The sequence below is a fragment of the Anaerococcus sp. NML200574 genome, from assembly GCF_026131665.1.
In the GTDB taxonomy this organism is placed as follows: Bacteria; Bacillota; Clostridia; order Tissierellales; family Peptoniphilaceae; genus Anaerococcus; species Anaerococcus kampingae.
This window is the reverse complement of the sequence record NZ_JAMXSM010000008.1, coordinates 24893-40868: the sequence shown is the minus strand read 5'-3', so window position 1 is coordinate 40868 and position 15976 is coordinate 24893. Positions and strand designations below refer to the sequence as shown.

Below are 15976 nucleotides of genomic sequence, written 5' to 3'. Positions count from 1 at the left end.
AATCACACCCTTTTTTATTTTATTCATCATCAAGCTTAAGTACTGATAGGAAGGCCTCTTGTGGGACTTCAACATTACCAAGTTGGCGCATCTTTTTCTTACCTTCTTTTTGTTTTTCAAGAAGCTTTTTCTTTCTAGAAATATCACCACCATAGCATTTGGCGATAACATCTTTTCTTAGAGCCCTTACAGTCTCCCTAGCGATAATTTTTGCACCAATTGCCGCTTGGATTGGCACGGCAAATTGTTGTCTTGGAATCTCATCCTTTAGCTTTTCAACAATTCCTCTGCCCCTTGCATATGCACTATCCCTATGGACAATTAAGGATAAGGCATCGACATTTTTCTCGTTAATTAGGATATTAAGCTTAACTAGGTCTGAAATCTTATAGCCTGTCACCTCATAATCAAGGGAAGCATAGCCCTTTGTCCTTGACTTAAGATTGTCAAAGAAATTGTAAATCACCTCATTTAATGGAATCTTATATTTAATAGAAACCCTATTTTCATCTATATAGGTCATATTTATAAGCTCCCCACGCCTAGATTGGGCCAAATCCATCACTTGACCAATATATTCCTTTGGAGTAATTATTTCAGAAATTGTTTCTGGTTCCTTTATATATTGGATTTCTGTAGGATCTGGGAAATCATTAGGATTTTGTAATTCTTTCTCTTCATCCGCAGATTTTAATTTAATCTTATAAATAACTGATGGAGCTGTAGCGATTATATCTAGGTCATATTCTCTTTCAAGCCTTTGGGTTATGATATCCATGTGTAAAAGTCCAAGGAAACCTGCCCTAAGACCTACACCAAGAGCTTGAGAATTTTCCTGCTCAAATACAAGGGCAGCATCATTAACCTGAAGCTTTTCTAAAGAATCTCTTAGCTTATCAAAAGATTCGCCTTCAGCTGGATAGATACCAGAATAAACCATTGGTAGGACTTCCTTATAGCCAGAAAGTGGCTTATCTGTTGGATTTGCTACACTTGTTATAGTATCACCGACCCTAGCATCCTTAACTTCCTTAATAGATGCCTCTATAAAGCCAACATCACCACTTCTTAGTTCCTTTGTAGCAATCCTACCCCTTGTTGTATAACCAACTTGGTTGACCTCATATTTCTTGCCAGTATTCATCATGACAATCTCATCCCCTGGTCTTACGACCCCTTCAAAGATTCTTACATAACAAACAACTCCCACATAAGAGTCATAATAAGAATCAAAAATAAGGGCCTTAAGAGGCTTATCATCATGATCTTCAGGAGCAGGTACGTTTTTAACAATATCTTCTAAAACATCTTCAATATTTAAGCCAGTCTTGGCAGAAATCATTGGAATTCCATCAGTATCAAGGCCAATCTGATTTTCTATCTCAAGTTTAATCTCATCAGGTCTAGCACTTGGAAGGTCAATCTTATTTAAAACCGGAAGAATTTCCAAATCTTGCTCTAAAGCTAGGTAAGTATTGGCCAAAGTCTGAGCCTCAACCCCCTGACTAGCATCAACAACAAGAATAGCTCCTTCACAAGCCTTAAGAGACCTAGACACCTCATAATTAAAGTCCACATGGCCTGGAGTATCAATAAGGTTAAGGTCATAAGTATTGCCATCATTAGCCTTGTAATGAATCTTAATAGACTTAAGCTTAATTGTAATACCACGTTCCTTTTCAAGCTCCATATCATCAAGCATCTGCTCTTTGATATCCCTTTGGCTTATATTTTCACTTTTTTCAATGAGCCTATCTGCAAGGGTAGACTTTCCGTGGTCAATATGGGCAATTATTGAAAAATTTCTAATATTTTCTTTTCTCTTTGTCATATATCTCCTACTAATCTTATTTATATGGATTATTATCAATAAGTCCTGCATCAGCAAAAGGATAGAACCTCAAAAATGCATGACCTACAATATCTTCTTTATATATCTTACCAAAATTTCTGGAGTCATTAGAATTATCCCTATTGTCTCCAAAAACTAAGTATTCATTGCTACCTAAGATAAATTCATTACCAGCAAGACCTTCTAGAGTATGGTCGCTAGCTATATATTTCTCCTCAAGTACATCTCCATTAATGAGGACCTTGCCATCTTGTAGTTTGACAGTATCTCCAGGAGTGCCTATAACTCTTTTAACATACAATCTATTTGGATAATCTGGGGCATTAATAATAACAATCTGTCCCCTTTTATAGTCGCCAAAATATTTTCCAATCTTATTAACCATAAGCATATCATCACTATGTAGTGTATTTAACATCGAATCCCCAGACACTCTAGTGGCATCAACAATAAAAAACTTAACAAAAAAAGTTATGATCAAGGCAACGGCAATAGTTTTAACCCAATCCCAAATCACACTTAAGATGGAATCCTTCTTTTTATTTTTATCTTCCATAACAACCTCTCATTCCTTGAATTATTATATACTATATGGGGTCAATTCTCAAAAAATTCTTAAAAATATAATAAAAACTTGAGCTTTTTGAAAGTTTATGGTAGAATACATAAGTCAAGTAAAAAAAGAGAAGAGGTGAAAATAGATGGCAAATATTAAATCAAGTCAAAAAAGAATTGAAGTCGCTAAAAGAAATACTCTTAGAAATAAGTCAAGAAAATCAGCAATCAAAACTTACATCAAAAAGTTTGAAGCAGCTATAGAAGCAAATGAACTAGACCAAGCTAGAGAATTACTAAAATTAGTTGACAAAAAGCTAAAACAAGCAGAAAGCAAAAATGTAATCCATAAAAACAGAGTTGCATCTGTAACATCAAGATTAGCTAAAAAATTAAACGCAGCAAACGCATAAGAAAATGAGTGATAATCAGTAATGGATCCCGACATATGACTACTGATAATCACTCATTTTAAATGTAGTAAAAATTTTGCGAGCAAAATTTTTACGGTTTTCACAATTTATCGAACAACAAAGTTGTGAAGATAAATTGATGAAAAACATTATGCAGGGAGGAAAGAACGACGAGACGAATAGGAGCGTTGAGCTTTCCGATTCGCAAATAGTAGAGCACAAATATTGCTAGCAATATTTTGCGGTTTTCACAATTTTGCAAGCACAAAGTGCGCAGGAAAATTGATGAAAAACCTTATGCAGCGAAGAAAAAAGGACGCGACGAATAGGAGCGTTCTTTTTTTGTAGTCGCATAGGATAAAGACATGACCTGCGAGCAAAATTTTTACGGTTTTCACGATTTTACAAGCACGAAGTGCGCAGGAAAATTGATGAAAAACCTTATGCAGCGAAGAAAAAAGGACGCGACGAATAGGAGCGTTCTTTTTTTGTAGTCGCATAGGATAAAGATACCCCATTGCTAGAAAAACTTTATGCAGGGAGAGAAATTCAACGCGACGAACAGGAGCGTTTAATTTCTCGAGTCGCATAGGATAAAGACACACCTTTGCAAGCAATTTTTTTGCAATTTCACAATTTATCGAATGAGAATCAGAAATAGAAATCGATAAAAATCTTATAATAAACTAAAAAGAACGTCTTAATAGCAACGTTCTTTTTTAATCCAATCATATTCAATTAAATACCTAAATCCCCACAAAGGCAATCAACTTCAAGAGCTCATCTCTCATATCAAAATTTTCTGACTTGCTTCTTTTTTCCATATCAAATAACCTTTCATTTATATCGATTAATTCATCAAGGCTGAAATTTCTTATAAAATCCTTGGCTTTTTTTAGTTCAAAGCTTCCTATCTTTGCTGTTTTCATCATAAAGGAGTCGTTGTAGGATGCTTGACTTAGGCTTTTTATGGTTGTTAAAATCCTTATTTGCCTTATTATCATATGGTAGACCATAAAAAGGTCTTCTCCTGATTTTGCCATGGATAAGAAGGTCTTCATGGCTGTTTTTGTGTCTTTTTTGGAAAGGGCATCTGTTAGGTTAAATATGGATAGGTTAAGGACTTGATCTAGTTGGTCTTCTATATCCTCTCTTGTGATGACTTCATTATTTGAATTTGATATAATTTTATCTACTGAGTTTACTATTTCATATAAGTCTACTTCGCTATTGTAGGAAAGATAGGAAAACCTGTCTACTATTTCTCCAATAAATTGGTTTGAAATTTTCTTATTTTTGCTTAAGAATCTCTTGCCAATAAAGGACCTCAGCTCCCTATTATTTAGCCTTTCGATTTCTACGATATTTCCCTGCTTTTTAACTTCCTTGTAAAACTTGCCCTTAAACGGCTTATTATCTGAAAATATCATAAGAGTAGCATAGGCTGGGAAATCTGCCAAATCTTTGCTTAGCTCATCTAAGACTTCTTTGTAAGAAGCGACCTTATCTTTACTTAGGTCTATATTCTGCCAGATTATTATCTTCTTATCTTCCATGACAGGATAGGTTTCGTAGGAATTTTTGAGACTTTCGTAGTCTGTTTCGCCCTTTATCCTGATTAGGTTAAAGTCTTTTATATTTATTTTTCTCTCTGCCTCTTCTATCAGGGTGGTATTGAGGTATTCTTCCTCAGAATCAAATAAATAAACTCCGCTAGTTTGATTACCACTTAGACTTTTAAAAAAATCTACATATTTCATCTAAAAAACCCTCCTTTCAAATATTTTTCTACTTTAATTTCCTTATTTTTAACCCTAATTTTAACTAGGCCATCGCTTTGGGTGTTGTAAGTTTTTATTCCCCTAATATTATGTAAAACTTCCCTATTTGGGTGGCCGTAGGTGTTATTTCTTCCTGCTGATATTAGGGCAATATCTGGATCTACCCTATCGATAAATTCCTTACTTGAAGATGACCTTGACCCGTGGTGGGATAGCTTTAATATATCAGCCCTCTGGTCTAATTTATTTTCAAATTCAGCTGATAGGTCTCCTAGGCTTAGGATTGTCTTACCCTTTATATTTATCAATAGTCCCATTGACTTATCATTTTCATTTTCATTATTTTCCCCATCATAAATACATCTGATAAAACCATCAGAAAGCTTAACTTCATCGCCTATATTTATTATCTTCGCCTGGTATTTATCCTTAAATTCTTTTGATAGAGACTTATCAACTATTATATTTTTAACCCTAAGATTTTCTAGCAAGTAATTGAGGTTACCAGCATGGTCCTTATCTTCATGGCTTATAAAGACTCCCTCAATTTCCTTAACCCCAATGCTTTTGAGATATGGCACAAGGATTCTCTCTCCAGAATCATAGTCCTTATACTTAGGTCCTCCTACATCAATCATATAATATTTGCCCCTATCATCTATCAAAAAGGCATCGCCCTGGCCTATGTCGATCATCTGATAAGTTATGTCTTTATTTATAAAATCCATGACTAGCGACATGGAAGTTATAGCAAGGGAAAGTCCTAGGAATTTACCAAAGTTCTTCTTTACCTTTACATTGGCAAATATATAAATTAGTATAAATAAAAATATGGATACCAAAATATTTTCTGCCACAAAATCTAGGCTTAAAAATGAAATAGAACCTAAAAAGCTTGTCATATCAAGCATGGAATTTACCAGTAAATCCAGGCCAAGGAAGGCTAATTTAAGAAGTCTTCCTAAAATCGGATAGGTAAAGATAATAAAAAACATCAAATATATGGCTATTTCAAATATTGGTACAATTAAAAAGTTTGCTGGTATGGATAAGAGATTATAATACCTAAAATAATAGGCAACAAAGGGCAAGGTGGAAAGCTGGATAGCACTTGTAAAGGCAAAGGAATCTCTTATAAATCCTTCTTTAAAGAGCTTTTTAAAGCGTGGGTAAATCCTATAAATTGCAAGACATGCTACAAAGGATAGGATAAAGCCCGATGATAAAATAGCAAAAGGATTTATCAGCAAAATAATTAAGGCTGCAATTATTAATGATTTGACCCTATCTATTGGTTTTCTAGACAAAAATCCCACAAAGCCTATCAAATTTATTATAAGGACCCTTTGGACAGAATAGGGAAAACCGATTATATAGGCATAAAGTCCAACTAGGATAAGACCTGCTATCCTGGTGTACTTATAAGGAATTTTTAGCTTAAGGCCAACAAAGGATAAAAATGTCATTAGCATATCCATGTGAAGACCTGAAACTGCCAAAATATGGGCAAGGCCCATCTTGCCAAGGCTTTCCCTGTCAATCAGATTATCTGTTAACAAAAGTGAAATTACAAAATCTGATGATTTCTTGGATAAGTTATTAGAAAAAATCCTGTTTATGTAAGAAAAAAATCCCTTTCTTATCTTTAGAAATATATTTTTAGACTGACTTCTAAGAATCTCTTGATGGAGATTTTTAGGCTTAAATTCAAGGCTTACATTTTTTGAAATAGCATAAGACCTAAAATTAAATAAATTCGGGTTGGTATTCCTATTGATAAGCCTAAGTTCGCCCTCAAGATCCATTACATCTCCTATATCAAAATCTCCCTCATCAAAGATAAAGGCCTTTTGGTCATAGTCCTTATTTTTTATGTGGACTGTATACCTGTAGGAGTCATTTGACTTTCTTTTTTCCAAAATCTTAACCTGGACATTTTCCATATCACTTTCATGCAAATTAAAGGAAGAAAGCCTAATAAAGCTTAAAGTAAAGCCCAAGAAAATTGCAAGAACTACTAGAGAAAAATCCCTATTTTTCCTATAAAGGACAAAGGCAAGGCTTAGGCTTACAAGTCCTAGGTTAAATATATTTAGATTTTCAAAATTTATAAAACCCACTATGCCCATAATTAGGCCTAGGAGGATTAAAGATAAATTTTTTTTCATAAAAACCTCTATTTAATTATATCATATGTTATAATAGATTTAGAGGTGACCTATGAAAATATATGAAAATTATCCTGAAATATTAAATATCAAGGCAAAAGTCCTCGATAAGAGATTTAAAAATAACATAAGCCAAGTTATAGTCGATAAAAATATCTTTATGGCTGATGATAACGAATTAATAAATGATTATAAGAGCCTAGATGATAAGGAAATTATAGAGGTAAAGGAAAATAGAGGCAAGCTCTTAATTTCTGTAGATGGAAAGATAAGTGAAGAAGAAGTGGTCCTTGAAGTAGATAAGAATCTAAGATACAGAAACCTATCCTACAACACAGCCTATATCCTCTTTCAAATTTTCCTTGAAGGATTTTATGGCAAGATTAAGACAAATTTATTTCTAAATGAAGATGAGGCCTACATAAGCCTTATTAATTATAGAGATGATATTGACCCAGAGCTTTTTGATGAGATGATAAACTATGCTATTGACTCAAGCCTACCTATCAATTCTCAGGCTGGAATAACTGAAGTTACAGGACTTGGAACTGTAATTAATTCTAATATTTGCTTTAACAACACCTATAAGATTATAAAATTTAAGGTCTTAGATGTACACAAGGATGGGAAAAATACTATCATAAGCTTTATGGCTGGTAGATAAGATATTGACAAAAGTACTGTAGTAAGGTAAATTATTATAAATTTATAGAAAGGAGAATAGAAAAATGACAAAATTAAGAAAAGGAAAAGAAGCAAGTAACTAGTAAGTAAGGATAGCTCCTTGACTTACATAAGAAAAAACAAGGAGGATGCCGAAATTTCGGCACTATGAAAGAATTTAAATTTTTGATTAAAAAGATGGCTCATTTGGAGCCAATCATGTTTTTACTAATCACACTTTATGGTCTATTTGTAGGGATTAAACCCTTCTTATGGATTATTTCCCCTGCCTATATCCTAAAAAACTACCAGGAAAATCCTAAAGTTTTTCCAGTATTTTTTATAGGCTTATTTTTTATTTCTTCATTAATTAGCTTTTTTGATGCCTTTGTTATGGGCAATTACAGGATGAGGATGAACCACGTCCGCTATAAGCTAATGAATATGATTACAGAGTATTCGCTCTACCTACCCTACGCTCTTAAAAAAGAAAAATCAGAATCAGAGAAAATAAGTGATGCCATGAAGGCAGTAGAATCACCTTGGGGCGGTGTTGGTGGCATTATGATGGATTTGCCAGAAATCTTTGCCCTTCTTATTTCGATTGGAGGATTTTTGTGGATTTTTGCTTCTATGGACCTTTGGGTTCTAGCCACAACAATAATCCTAACCATAATTTCATGGTTGCTTTTAAACCAAGTCCCTAAGTCATATGACAAGTACTGGGAAGAAATGAGTCCAAACTGGGATAAGTTTTCTAAGCTTAATAACGAAATGAAATCTCCCCTATCCAAGCAGGATATTTTAATCTTTGACACAGTCAGGATTTTTAAATCCTATTATGGCAAAACCAATAGGGACAGGATAATCCGCCTAGGAGATGTCAACACAAAGACTCTAAGAATTTTCACCCTGGCAAATGTATTTAACCTAATCAGGGACGGACTTATAATCTATTGGCTAATGACAGGTCTTATTGGAGGAAAGATTTCTATAGCGAATTTCTATGTATATTTTACAGCGATATTTGCCTTTATTGCTTTTAACCATCAAACTATGTGGGTTTTTTCTGATATTCGAAGAAACTTTACCATGTTTAAGCCATTTTTTAAGATTACAGATGTCTATAAGGATGAAAAACAAGAACTTTATCCAGACCAAATGGAAATAGTCCTTGACAATGTTTCTTTTAAATATCCAGGTACTGATTCTTATGTATTAGAAAATATTAATCTAAGGATAAAAGACTCTGAAACTATCGCTCTTGTAGGAGAAAATGGTGCTGGTAAGTCAACCCTTGCCTTACTTCTTGCAGGTCTGTACGAACCAACAGAAGGCACTATTTTAATAAATGGAGAAGATGTAAAAAATTCTCATATAGACTATAAAAAGCTAATTTCAGCTGTTTTCCAAGATTCAAATCTTTTGCCATTTTCCTTTAAGGAAAATATCCTTATGTCAACTAAGGATAAAAATATAGATGATATTTACAAAATGACCCACCTAGATGAAATCATTAATAAGTATGAGAAAAAAGACGACCAGACCCTACTTAGAATTTTAGACAATGATGGGGTTGATTTATCTGGTGGACAAAAGCAAAGGCTATTTTTATCCAGAGCCATAGCTAAGTCTAGGGCCAAGCTTTTAATCCTAGATGAGCCAACAGCCCAGCTTGATGCCCTAAACGAAAGAGAGCTTTATATGCTCTATGATGATCTGACAAAAGATAAGTCTTCGATTTTCATCTCCCACAGGCTGGCATCAACTAAGTTTTGTGACAGGATAATTTATCTTAAAGATGGCGAAATACTTGCAAACGGGACTCATGATGAGCTGATGAAGACATGTGAAGATTATAAAGACCTCTATAGTCTCCAAGCAAAAAATTACAAGGAGGTCCTATGAAAAATATTAGAAAACTCTTTAGATTAATAGATACCTACCAGCCAGGATTTACTCTTAGGGTAATTATTACAAACCTTGTTCTGGGATTTTTGCCGCTTATAAATATTTTTGCTCCAAAACTAATTATTGATGAGCTTATGGGACAAAAAAGAATTTCCTACTGCCTAGGTCTTGGACTCTTGGTTATAGGCCTAGGTTTTATCAAAGAAGTAACCCATAGATGGCTAAACAATTATCTAACTCTCACCTTTGAAGATATGTCAGATAAACTTACCTTTAAGATTGCACAAAAGTCCCTAAGGCTACCCATAGAAAAGTCTGACAGTAAGGAAATCCAGGATATGATGGAACAAGCCCACTATGCGGTTTGGGAAATGTACACCCTCTATGACATAATAATCTTGGTAATATCAGCTGCTATAACTGGAATCTTAGCTTTAGGAATACTTGTAAAGCTAAATCCTGCAATAATCATCTTGCTAATTTTATTAGTTTTGATAAACAAAAAAATAGTAAGTCTAATTAAGGAAAATGAACTAAAATACCAGGAAAATAATATTTCAGATTTAAGGACATATAGATTTTTTGCAAATTTTGCGGCAGATCTTAGGTATTTTAAGGATATAGAAATCTATGAAAGCCAAGATTTAGTCCTAGAAAAAGCAGACTTCTACCAGCAAGAGATGATTGATTCTTCAACAGAATACTTCAACAAAAATGGCATCTACACTGGTATCATGAATGTAAGTGCCAATGGGTCAATTATCTTAACTTTAATTTATCTTACCTATAAATTAATCGATAAGACAATTAGCCTTGCAAACTTCACCATGTATTTCAACTCCCTAATACAGGTGATAAACGCAACCAACCTTATCCAGCAAAACTACGCCAAGGTTATTTCTGTAAATGCTCAATTAGAAGTATTTTTTAACTTCCTTGAAATGGAAGAAGGGCTTCTTGATAAGGGAGAAATCACCGATTTTGATACAAATGAGATTAGGATTAGATTTGACAATGTATCCTTTAAGTATCCAGCAAGTGAAGATTATGTCCTAAAAGACTGTTCTTTTGAAATAAAAAATGGCGAAACTCTTGCCCTTGTGGGCAAAAATGGAGCTGGTAAATCTACTATAGTAAAACTATTGTGTAAGTTTTACGAACCAACGGGAGGCACTATCTACCTAAATGATATTGATATAAGTAAGATATCGACCAAAAAATACTATGAGATCCTATCCCCTACCTTCCAAGACTTTAGGCTATTTCCATTTAGGATTAGCGAAAATATCACAAGTAAATTGAAGGAAGATATTACAGATCTTGAGTATGAAAATATGGATAAGGCCTTTGACCTTCTAAATTTATCTGATTGGATATCTAAACAAGTAGAAAAAGAAGATACCTTCCTCACCTATTTATTCTCAGACAAGTCAGTAGAGCCATCTGGAGGAATCGGTCAAAAGCTTGCCCTCGCCCGTTCAATCTTCCACCAAGGGAAATTTTTCATAATGGATGAGCCAACCAGTGCTCTAGATCCAAGGAGCGAACAGGAAATTTTTGAAAATATGCTAAAAATTTCCAAGGGCCAAACATCGCTTTTCATCTCCCACAGGCTATCATCTACCAAATATGCAGACAGGATTATAGTGTGTGATAAAGGAAAGATCACAGAAAATGGCACTCATGATCAACTCATGAAAGAAGATGGGCTTTATAAGGAAATGTTTACAACTCAAGCAGAGTTATATATATAAAAAAAGCTTAGGCGTAAAATAGCCTAAGCTTTTTAGGTCTTTAAAATGTCATACCCTTATAGTATATAAAGGCTATTACAAAAACCAAGGATGCTATAAGATTCATTGATAAGGCAAGGAGAGATTTTTTCTTATAGGATTGAAGAACTGCCAAATCTTTGCTAGAAATATTTTGTATTGGGTATTTTTTCCTGCCTATTAAATATGCTAGCAAAAAGGCATTGCCGTTGTTTCCTGAAATATTTAAGACACCCAATAATCTAGGATGTTTAAGTCCTCTCGCTTTTGCATCAATTTGAGTCATTTTGTAGATATTGTATTGGAGGATAAAACCACCAACCACAAAGACTGCCCCACTTATAACCATTATTATTAATTTTATATCCATTTCCATCTCCTAAAATCTTTTAATAATCTCACTATAAACTAAGCCTGTTACTATTACTGCCAGAGTAAATATAGCAATTAAAACTACTTTTTCCGGTAAAAATTCTGTAAAGATTGCCATAACAACCATTGCGACCAGGCCCATAATTATATAAAATATGAGTTTTTTGTTTGATCTTACTATATCTGTTGATTCTTCCAAATGTTTCATAAAATTATCGCTTCCTTTCAAAAGTTCATCCAAGCTAATCTCATATAAATCGGATAAGGCAAGAACATTTCCTATATCAGGATAAGTTTTGTTATTCTCCCAATTTGATATGGATTGTCTAGAAACGTAAAGTTTGTCTGCTACTTCCTCTTGGGTCATTTTTTTATTTAATCTTGCTTGTTTTAATTTTTCTCCAATCTTCATCCCTACCTCCTAAAGATATCTTAGTTTATTTTTTTGTTTTCGTCTATCAATTATACTTTACATTGGCTTATTTTTATGTAAAAACTCTTTTACATAGGTCAATTTCAATATTATTTGACTGATAAGCCTATATATTAGATAATTATAGAAGGAGGATTTATGGAAGGAATTTTAGTTGGTCTAGTGACATTTTTTCTTATAGGGATTTTTCATCCCCTAGTGATAAAGGGAGAATATTATTTTGGTAAAAAGGTTAATAAATATTTTTTTCTAGCAGGACTTATCTTTACTCTTGTTTCAATTTTAATTAAGAGCCTAATACCTAGCATCTTTGCTGGAGTCATTGCTTGCTGCTGTTTTTGGTCAATAAAGGAAGTGGCAGAACAAGAGGAAAGAGTACTTAAGGGCTGGTTTCCAGAAAATCCTAATAGAAAAAAATATTATGATGATTTGAGAAATAATTTGACAAAAGATAAATAGACCTTATAATGAAAATGAACAATGTTCATGAGGAGTTTTAATGAGTATTTCTAAAGAAAAAATCCTTATATTTTCAAGAGAAATTGTAGCAGAAGAAGGGCTAAATGCCCTTAGTATAAGAAAACTTGCAAGCAGATGCGATCTTGCTGTAGGATCAATCTACAACTATTTCCCATCGAAGGATGATTTGTTGATAGAGACCATAGAAAGTGTTTGGGAAGATATATTTAGAATCGATGATAAGAGCCTGGCTTTTGATGATTTTATAAAATATCTAGACCATGTTTTAGACCATCTTATCTCAGGTATTAAAAAGTATCCCAATTTTTTTAATATCCACTCCCTATCTTTCAAGTCAAAAAACAAGGATAGGGCTAAAAGCTCTATGGATGTCTATCTTGAAAAGCTCAAAAAAGAAATGATTTGTGCTCTTAATGAGGATAAAAAAATTAAGCAAGCTACTTTTAACGATACTTTTTCAAAGGATGACCTTATAAAATATATCCTTACCACAAGCATATGCTTTATTGTCGACAAAAATTACGATAAGGACCTATTTTTAAAGGTCATTGAAAAAATTATTTATTAAAAGACCCGCAAAAGGTGCGGGTTTTCTAAAACTCAAAAATGAACAGTGTTCAGAAAGAAGGATAATATGCAAGCTATATTTGAAAGTCTCTTTGATATTTTTTACCTAACAACTGTGACATTCCTTGGTATGAGGATGGTTAGAGAGGGAAAAGATAGGCAATATTTCTTATTTGGCCTAATGGCCCTTGTTTTAGGCCTAGGAGATGCTTTCCACCTAGTTCCCAGAGCCCTAGCCCTAAATACTACAGTCCTAGAAAACTGGACCTTTGCTCTTGGTCTTGGTAAGTTAATTACTTCTATCACGATGACCATATTTTACCTAATTTTATACTATATTTGGCGTTTGCGCTACAAGATTAAGGATAGGAAAAGCTTAACTATACTAATATGGATCTTAGCCTTATTAAGGATTAGCCTGGTCCTATGCCCAGAAAATATGTTTTTGAGTACAAATTCACCATTTGCTTGGGCTATATATAGAAATATCCCCTTTGCTATCTTAGGACTCCTTATAATAATCATTTTCTATAAGAAATCTAGAGAAGAAGGAGACCTAGCCTTTAAAAATCTCTGGTTAACCATAGTTCTAAGCTTTGGATTCTATTTGCCGGTGGTCTTATTTGAAAAAACTATGCCTCTTATCGGCATATTAATGATACCAAAAACCTGCACCTATATATGGACAATTCTTATTGGTTATTTGGCAATGAAAGGAGAAAATAATGACTAGAAAATATATCAAAACAGCCTTTACTTATGGAGTTTTTGGCTTATTTATAGGAGCCTTTTATAGGGAGTTTACAAAATTTATAGGCTTTACAGGCAGGACAAGCCTTGCCCTTGCCCATGGCCACAGCCTTGTACTTGGCTTTATAATTTTTCTTATCTTAGCCCTATTTGCTAAAAACTTTAATTCTTCAGATATTAAGAAAGAAAAAAGATTTTATATCACCTATAATATAGGCCTTAGCTTAAGTCTTTTAAGTCTAGTTGTCAGGGGCTTTTATCAAATTTATGACCTAAATCAAATTGCTCTTGATGCAAGTATTTCAGGTTTTGCTGGCCTTGGCCATATAATACTTGCCCTTGCTTTTTATTTTCTTTATTCTTTTCTTAAAAGTTTAGTAAAAGAATAAGTTCATTTTCTTATAATAGAGTTAATTGATATTTTGTATGGCAAACTAAATGTTTCTTAAAATGAGTGATTAATAATTAAGTCAGGGTATAATAAATATAGTATTTGGCAGTTGTCTTATGGCGACTGCCTTTTTTAATTAGCAAAGAGAAAAGGAAAAATAAACAATTAATGGAATTTAAAGAATTAAAAATATCAGAAGAAACACTAAAAGCATTAGCAGACATGGGATTTGAAAGTCCATCACCAATACAAGAACAAACCATCCCTGTCCTCCTTGAAGGTAGAGATTTGATTGGCCAAGCTCAAACAGGTACAGGCAAAACTGCAGCATTTGCTATCCCTATTGTTGAAAAAGTAGAGACAAACGGAATAACACAAGCCCTTATCCTATGCCCAACTAGGGAATTATGTATGCAAGTAACAAAAGAAATTGAAAAATTAGCTAAATATAAGAAGGATATCAAAATCTTATCTGTCTATGGCGGCACCCAAATCGTAAGACAAATAAAAGCTCTTAAGAAGGGTGTAGAAATCGTGGTCGGTACACCTGGTAGGCTAATAGACCTGATGAAAAGAAAGGTTCTTAAACTAGATAAGCTAGATATAGTAGTCCTAGATGAAGCAGACGAGATGTTTGATATGGGCTTTAGGGATGATATGAAATTTATACTTGATGCGACAAGTGAAGAAAGACAAACTTGCTTTTTTTCTGCCACCATGGGTAAGGAAATAACAGAATTTTCTAAAATCTATCAAAATAATCCTGTTTCTATCAAGATAAAAGCTGAAGAACTAACTGTTGATAGAATTGACCAATTTTCTATCCCTATGAAGGAAGCTGATAAGGAAGAGACCCTAACCAGGCTACTTGAGATAAATAAGCCCCAACTTGCCATAGTATTTTGTAATACAAAAAGAAAAGTCGATAGACTTGTAGAAAATCTAAGCAAAAAATCTTATCTTGTAGATGGCCTCCATGGGGATCTAAAACAAGGCCAAAGAGACCAGGTGATGAAAAAGTTTAGGAACAATACTATCCATATCCTGGTTGCAACTGATGTAGCTGCCCGTGGCCTAGATGTAGATAATGTAGATATAGTATTTAACTATGACCTACCCCAACTAGATGAATACTACGTTCACAGGATAGGAAGGACTGCCAGGGCTGGTAAAAGTGGTGTTAGCTACTCCTTTATAGCAGGTAAGGACAGGCAAAGACTAAAGGCTATAGAAAAATATACCAAGGCCCATATAGAGGAAATGGAAATCCCAAGCCTAGCTGAGATGGGTAAAAGTCAAGAAGAAAATATTATTGAGGAAATTAGCTCTAAGCTAGAAAATTATTCTAAGTCAGACAAGGAACAAGCTATCTTAATAGCTCTTATGGAAAAAGGTTACGATCCCTTCATCATTGCCCAGGTCCTTCTAAGCGAAAAGCTTGGAAAATCAACCAGAAATCATCACGAAAAAATTGATGGTATCGATAATAACAAGGCAAAAAAATCTAATAAGCAAGCTAAGAGTAAGAAGGCCCATCCAAAATATAATGATGAAAATATGGCAACCTTATTTATAAACAGGGGAAAACTTGATAATTTCAATGCAAATAAAATTGTTAAGGCCCTAAACCGACTTGGACATATTCCAAATGATCAAATTGGCCAAATTAGAATTCAAAAATCTTACAGCTTTGTAGATATAGATAAAGACTTAATAGATAAGGCTATTAAAGGATTAAATAACAAAAAAATATCAGGTAAAAAAGTAAAAGTTGAAGAAGCTAAAAAATAAAATAAGAAAAGCCCAAGTTTTTTTGAAGCTAATCTAATATATAGATTGACTTAAGTCAAAATTTGGGCTTTTAAAAT

At 33.6% G+C, this 15976-nt stretch carries 15 protein-coding genes; 9 read left to right on the top strand and 6 right to left on the bottom strand.

Going from position 1 to position 15976, the window contains the following annotated elements; all coding sequences use genetic code 11:
* Positions 1–19 precede the first annotated feature (19 nt).
* Positions 20–1831, bottom strand: coding sequence for a translation elongation factor 4 (gene lepA, locus NH286_RS05275; protein ID WP_106460613.1), 1812 nt, complete (start codon positions 1829–1831; stop codon positions 20–22).
* 16 nt (positions 1832–1847) lie between these two features.
* Positions 1848–2408 carry a signal peptidase I gene (lepB, locus tag NH286_RS05270; RefSeq protein WP_106460614.1) on the bottom strand — a complete coding sequence of 187 codons (561 nt, stop codon included), beginning with the start codon at positions 2406–2408 and terminating at the stop codon, positions 1848–1850.
* 145 nt (positions 2409–2553) lie between these two features.
* Here lepB and rpsT point away from each other — a divergent pair, with 145 nt between their 5' ends.
* Positions 2554–2820: a 30S ribosomal protein S20 gene (gene rpsT, locus NH286_RS05265; RefSeq protein WP_106460615.1), complete on the top strand. Its 267-nt coding sequence runs from the start codon at positions 2554–2556 to the stop codon at positions 2818–2820.
* A gap of 746 nt (positions 2821–3566) precedes the next feature.
* On the opposite strand, the gene holA is transcribed toward rpsT, so the two are convergent.
* Both holA and NH286_RS05255 read right to left on the bottom strand, forming a co-directional pair.
* Positions 3567–4580, bottom strand: coding sequence for a DNA polymerase III subunit delta (gene holA, locus NH286_RS05260; protein ID WP_265237423.1), 1014 nt, complete (start codon positions 4578–4580; stop codon positions 3567–3569).
* Complete coding sequence (locus tag NH286_RS05255; RefSeq protein WP_265237421.1) at positions 4577–6769, bottom strand: DNA internalization-related competence protein ComEC/Rec2; 2193 nt, start codon at positions 6767–6769, stop codon at positions 4577–4579. The genes holA and NH286_RS05255 overlap by 4 nt, the downstream gene beginning before the upstream one ends.
* A 52-nt stretch (positions 6770–6821) precedes the next feature.
* Between NH286_RS05255 and NH286_RS05250 the strand changes: the two genes are divergently transcribed.
* From NH286_RS05250 to NH286_RS05240, 3 genes are all read left to right on the top strand, one after another.
* Entirely contained in the window at positions 6822–7433 is a 612-nt protein-coding gene (locus tag NH286_RS05250; RefSeq protein WP_265237419.1) for a hypothetical protein, read from the top strand.
* 167 nt (positions 7434–7600) lie between these two features.
* Positions 7601–9340 carry an ABC transporter ATP-binding protein gene (locus NH286_RS05245; protein ID WP_265237417.1) on the top strand — a complete coding sequence of 580 codons (1740 nt, stop codon included), beginning with the start codon at positions 7601–7603 and terminating at the stop codon, positions 9338–9340.
* Positions 9337–11097 (top strand): ABC transporter ATP-binding protein, encoded by a 1761-nt coding sequence (locus tag NH286_RS05240; RefSeq protein ID WP_265237415.1) that lies wholly within the window; start codon positions 9337–9339, stop codon positions 11095–11097. Before NH286_RS05245 ends, NH286_RS05240 begins: the two co-directional genes overlap by 4 nt.
* Positions 11098–11137: 40 nt before the next feature.
* On the opposite strand, the gene NH286_RS05235 is transcribed toward NH286_RS05240, so the two are convergent.
* A complete protein-coding gene (locus NH286_RS05235; RefSeq protein ID WP_265237413.1) occupies positions 11138–11485 on the bottom strand; it encodes a hypothetical protein in 348 nt (115 codons plus the stop codon).
* Between the two features lie 9 nt (positions 11486–11494).
* Positions 11495–11899, bottom strand: a complete 405-nt coding sequence (locus NH286_RS05230) for a helix-turn-helix domain-containing protein (protein ID WP_265214093.1) — start codon at positions 11897–11899, stop codon at positions 11495–11497.
* 159 nt (positions 11900–12058) lie between these two features.
* Between NH286_RS05230 and NH286_RS05225 the strand changes: the two genes are divergently transcribed.
* The 5 genes from NH286_RS05225 (at position 12059) to NH286_RS05205 (ending at position 15899) form a co-directional block, all read left to right on the top strand.
* Entirely contained in the window at positions 12059–12379 is a 321-nt protein-coding gene (locus tag NH286_RS05225) for a DUF4491 family protein (RefSeq protein WP_265214094.1), read from the top strand.
* A gap of 40 nt (positions 12380–12419) precedes the next feature.
* Positions 12420–12968: a TetR/AcrR family transcriptional regulator gene (locus NH286_RS05220; protein WP_265214096.1), complete on the top strand. Its 549-nt coding sequence runs from the start codon at positions 12420–12422 to the stop codon at positions 12966–12968.
* 66 nt (positions 12969–13034) lie between these two features.
* Positions 13035–13700, top strand: a complete 666-nt coding sequence (locus tag NH286_RS05215) for a hypothetical protein (RefSeq protein WP_265237411.1) — start codon at positions 13035–13037, stop codon at positions 13698–13700.
* On the top strand, positions 13693–14106 hold the full coding sequence (locus NH286_RS05210; protein ID WP_265237409.1) for a DUF2871 domain-containing protein: 414 nt from the start codon (positions 13693–13695) through the stop codon (positions 14104–14106). Before NH286_RS05215 ends, NH286_RS05210 begins: the two co-directional genes overlap by 8 nt.
* Before the next feature lie 170 nt (positions 14107–14276).
* Positions 14277–15899, top strand: coding sequence for a DEAD/DEAH box helicase (locus NH286_RS05205; protein WP_265237407.1), 1623 nt, complete (start codon positions 14277–14279; stop codon positions 15897–15899).
* Positions 15900–15976: the final 77 nt, after the last annotated feature.

What these genes read in the sequence shown, in the direction of transcription:
- lepA (WP_106460613.1), bottom strand. Translation starts at nt 1,831, where the DNA reads ATGACAAAGAGAAAAGAAAATATTAGAAATTTTTCAATAATTGCCCAT.
- lepB (WP_106460614.1), bottom strand. Translation starts at nt 2,408, where the DNA reads ATGGAAGATAAAAATAAAAAGAAGGATTCCATCTTAAGTGTGATTTGG.
- rpsT (WP_106460615.1), top strand. Translation starts at nt 2,554, where the DNA reads ATGGCAAATATTAAATCAAGTCAAAAAAGAATTGAAGTCGCTAAAAGA.
- holA (WP_265237423.1), bottom strand. Translation starts at nt 4,580, where the DNA reads ATGAAATATGTAGATTTTTTTAAAAGTCTAAGTGGTAATCAAACTAGC.
- NH286_RS05255 (WP_265237421.1), bottom strand. Translation starts at nt 6,769, where the DNA reads ATGAAAAAAAATTTATCTTTAATCCTCCTAGGCCTAATTATGGGCATA.
- NH286_RS05250 (WP_265237419.1), top strand. Translation starts at nt 6,822, where the DNA reads ATGAAAATATATGAAAATTATCCTGAAATATTAAATATCAAGGCAAAA.
- NH286_RS05245 (WP_265237417.1), top strand. Translation starts at nt 7,601, where the DNA reads ATGAAAGAATTTAAATTTTTGATTAAAAAGATGGCTCATTTGGAGCCA.
- NH286_RS05240 (WP_265237415.1), top strand. Translation starts at nt 9,337, where the DNA reads ATGAAAAATATTAGAAAACTCTTTAGATTAATAGATACCTACCAGCCA.
- NH286_RS05235 (WP_265237413.1), bottom strand. Translation starts at nt 11,485, where the DNA reads ATGGATATAAAATTAATAATAATGGTTATAAGTGGGGCAGTCTTTGTG.
- NH286_RS05230 (WP_265214093.1), bottom strand. Translation starts at nt 11,899, where the DNA reads ATGAAGATTGGAGAAAAATTAAAACAAGCAAGATTAAATAAAAAAATG.
- NH286_RS05225 (WP_265214094.1), top strand. Translation starts at nt 12,059, where the DNA reads ATGGAAGGAATTTTAGTTGGTCTAGTGACATTTTTTCTTATAGGGATT.
- NH286_RS05220 (WP_265214096.1), top strand. Translation starts at nt 12,420, where the DNA reads ATGAGTATTTCTAAAGAAAAAATCCTTATATTTTCAAGAGAAATTGTA.
- NH286_RS05215 (WP_265237411.1), top strand. Translation starts at nt 13,035, where the DNA reads ATGCAAGCTATATTTGAAAGTCTCTTTGATATTTTTTACCTAACAACT.
- NH286_RS05210 (WP_265237409.1), top strand. Translation starts at nt 13,693, where the DNA reads ATGACTAGAAAATATATCAAAACAGCCTTTACTTATGGAGTTTTTGGC.
- NH286_RS05205 (WP_265237407.1), top strand. Translation starts at nt 14,277, where the DNA reads ATGGAATTTAAAGAATTAAAAATATCAGAAGAAACACTAAAAGCATTA.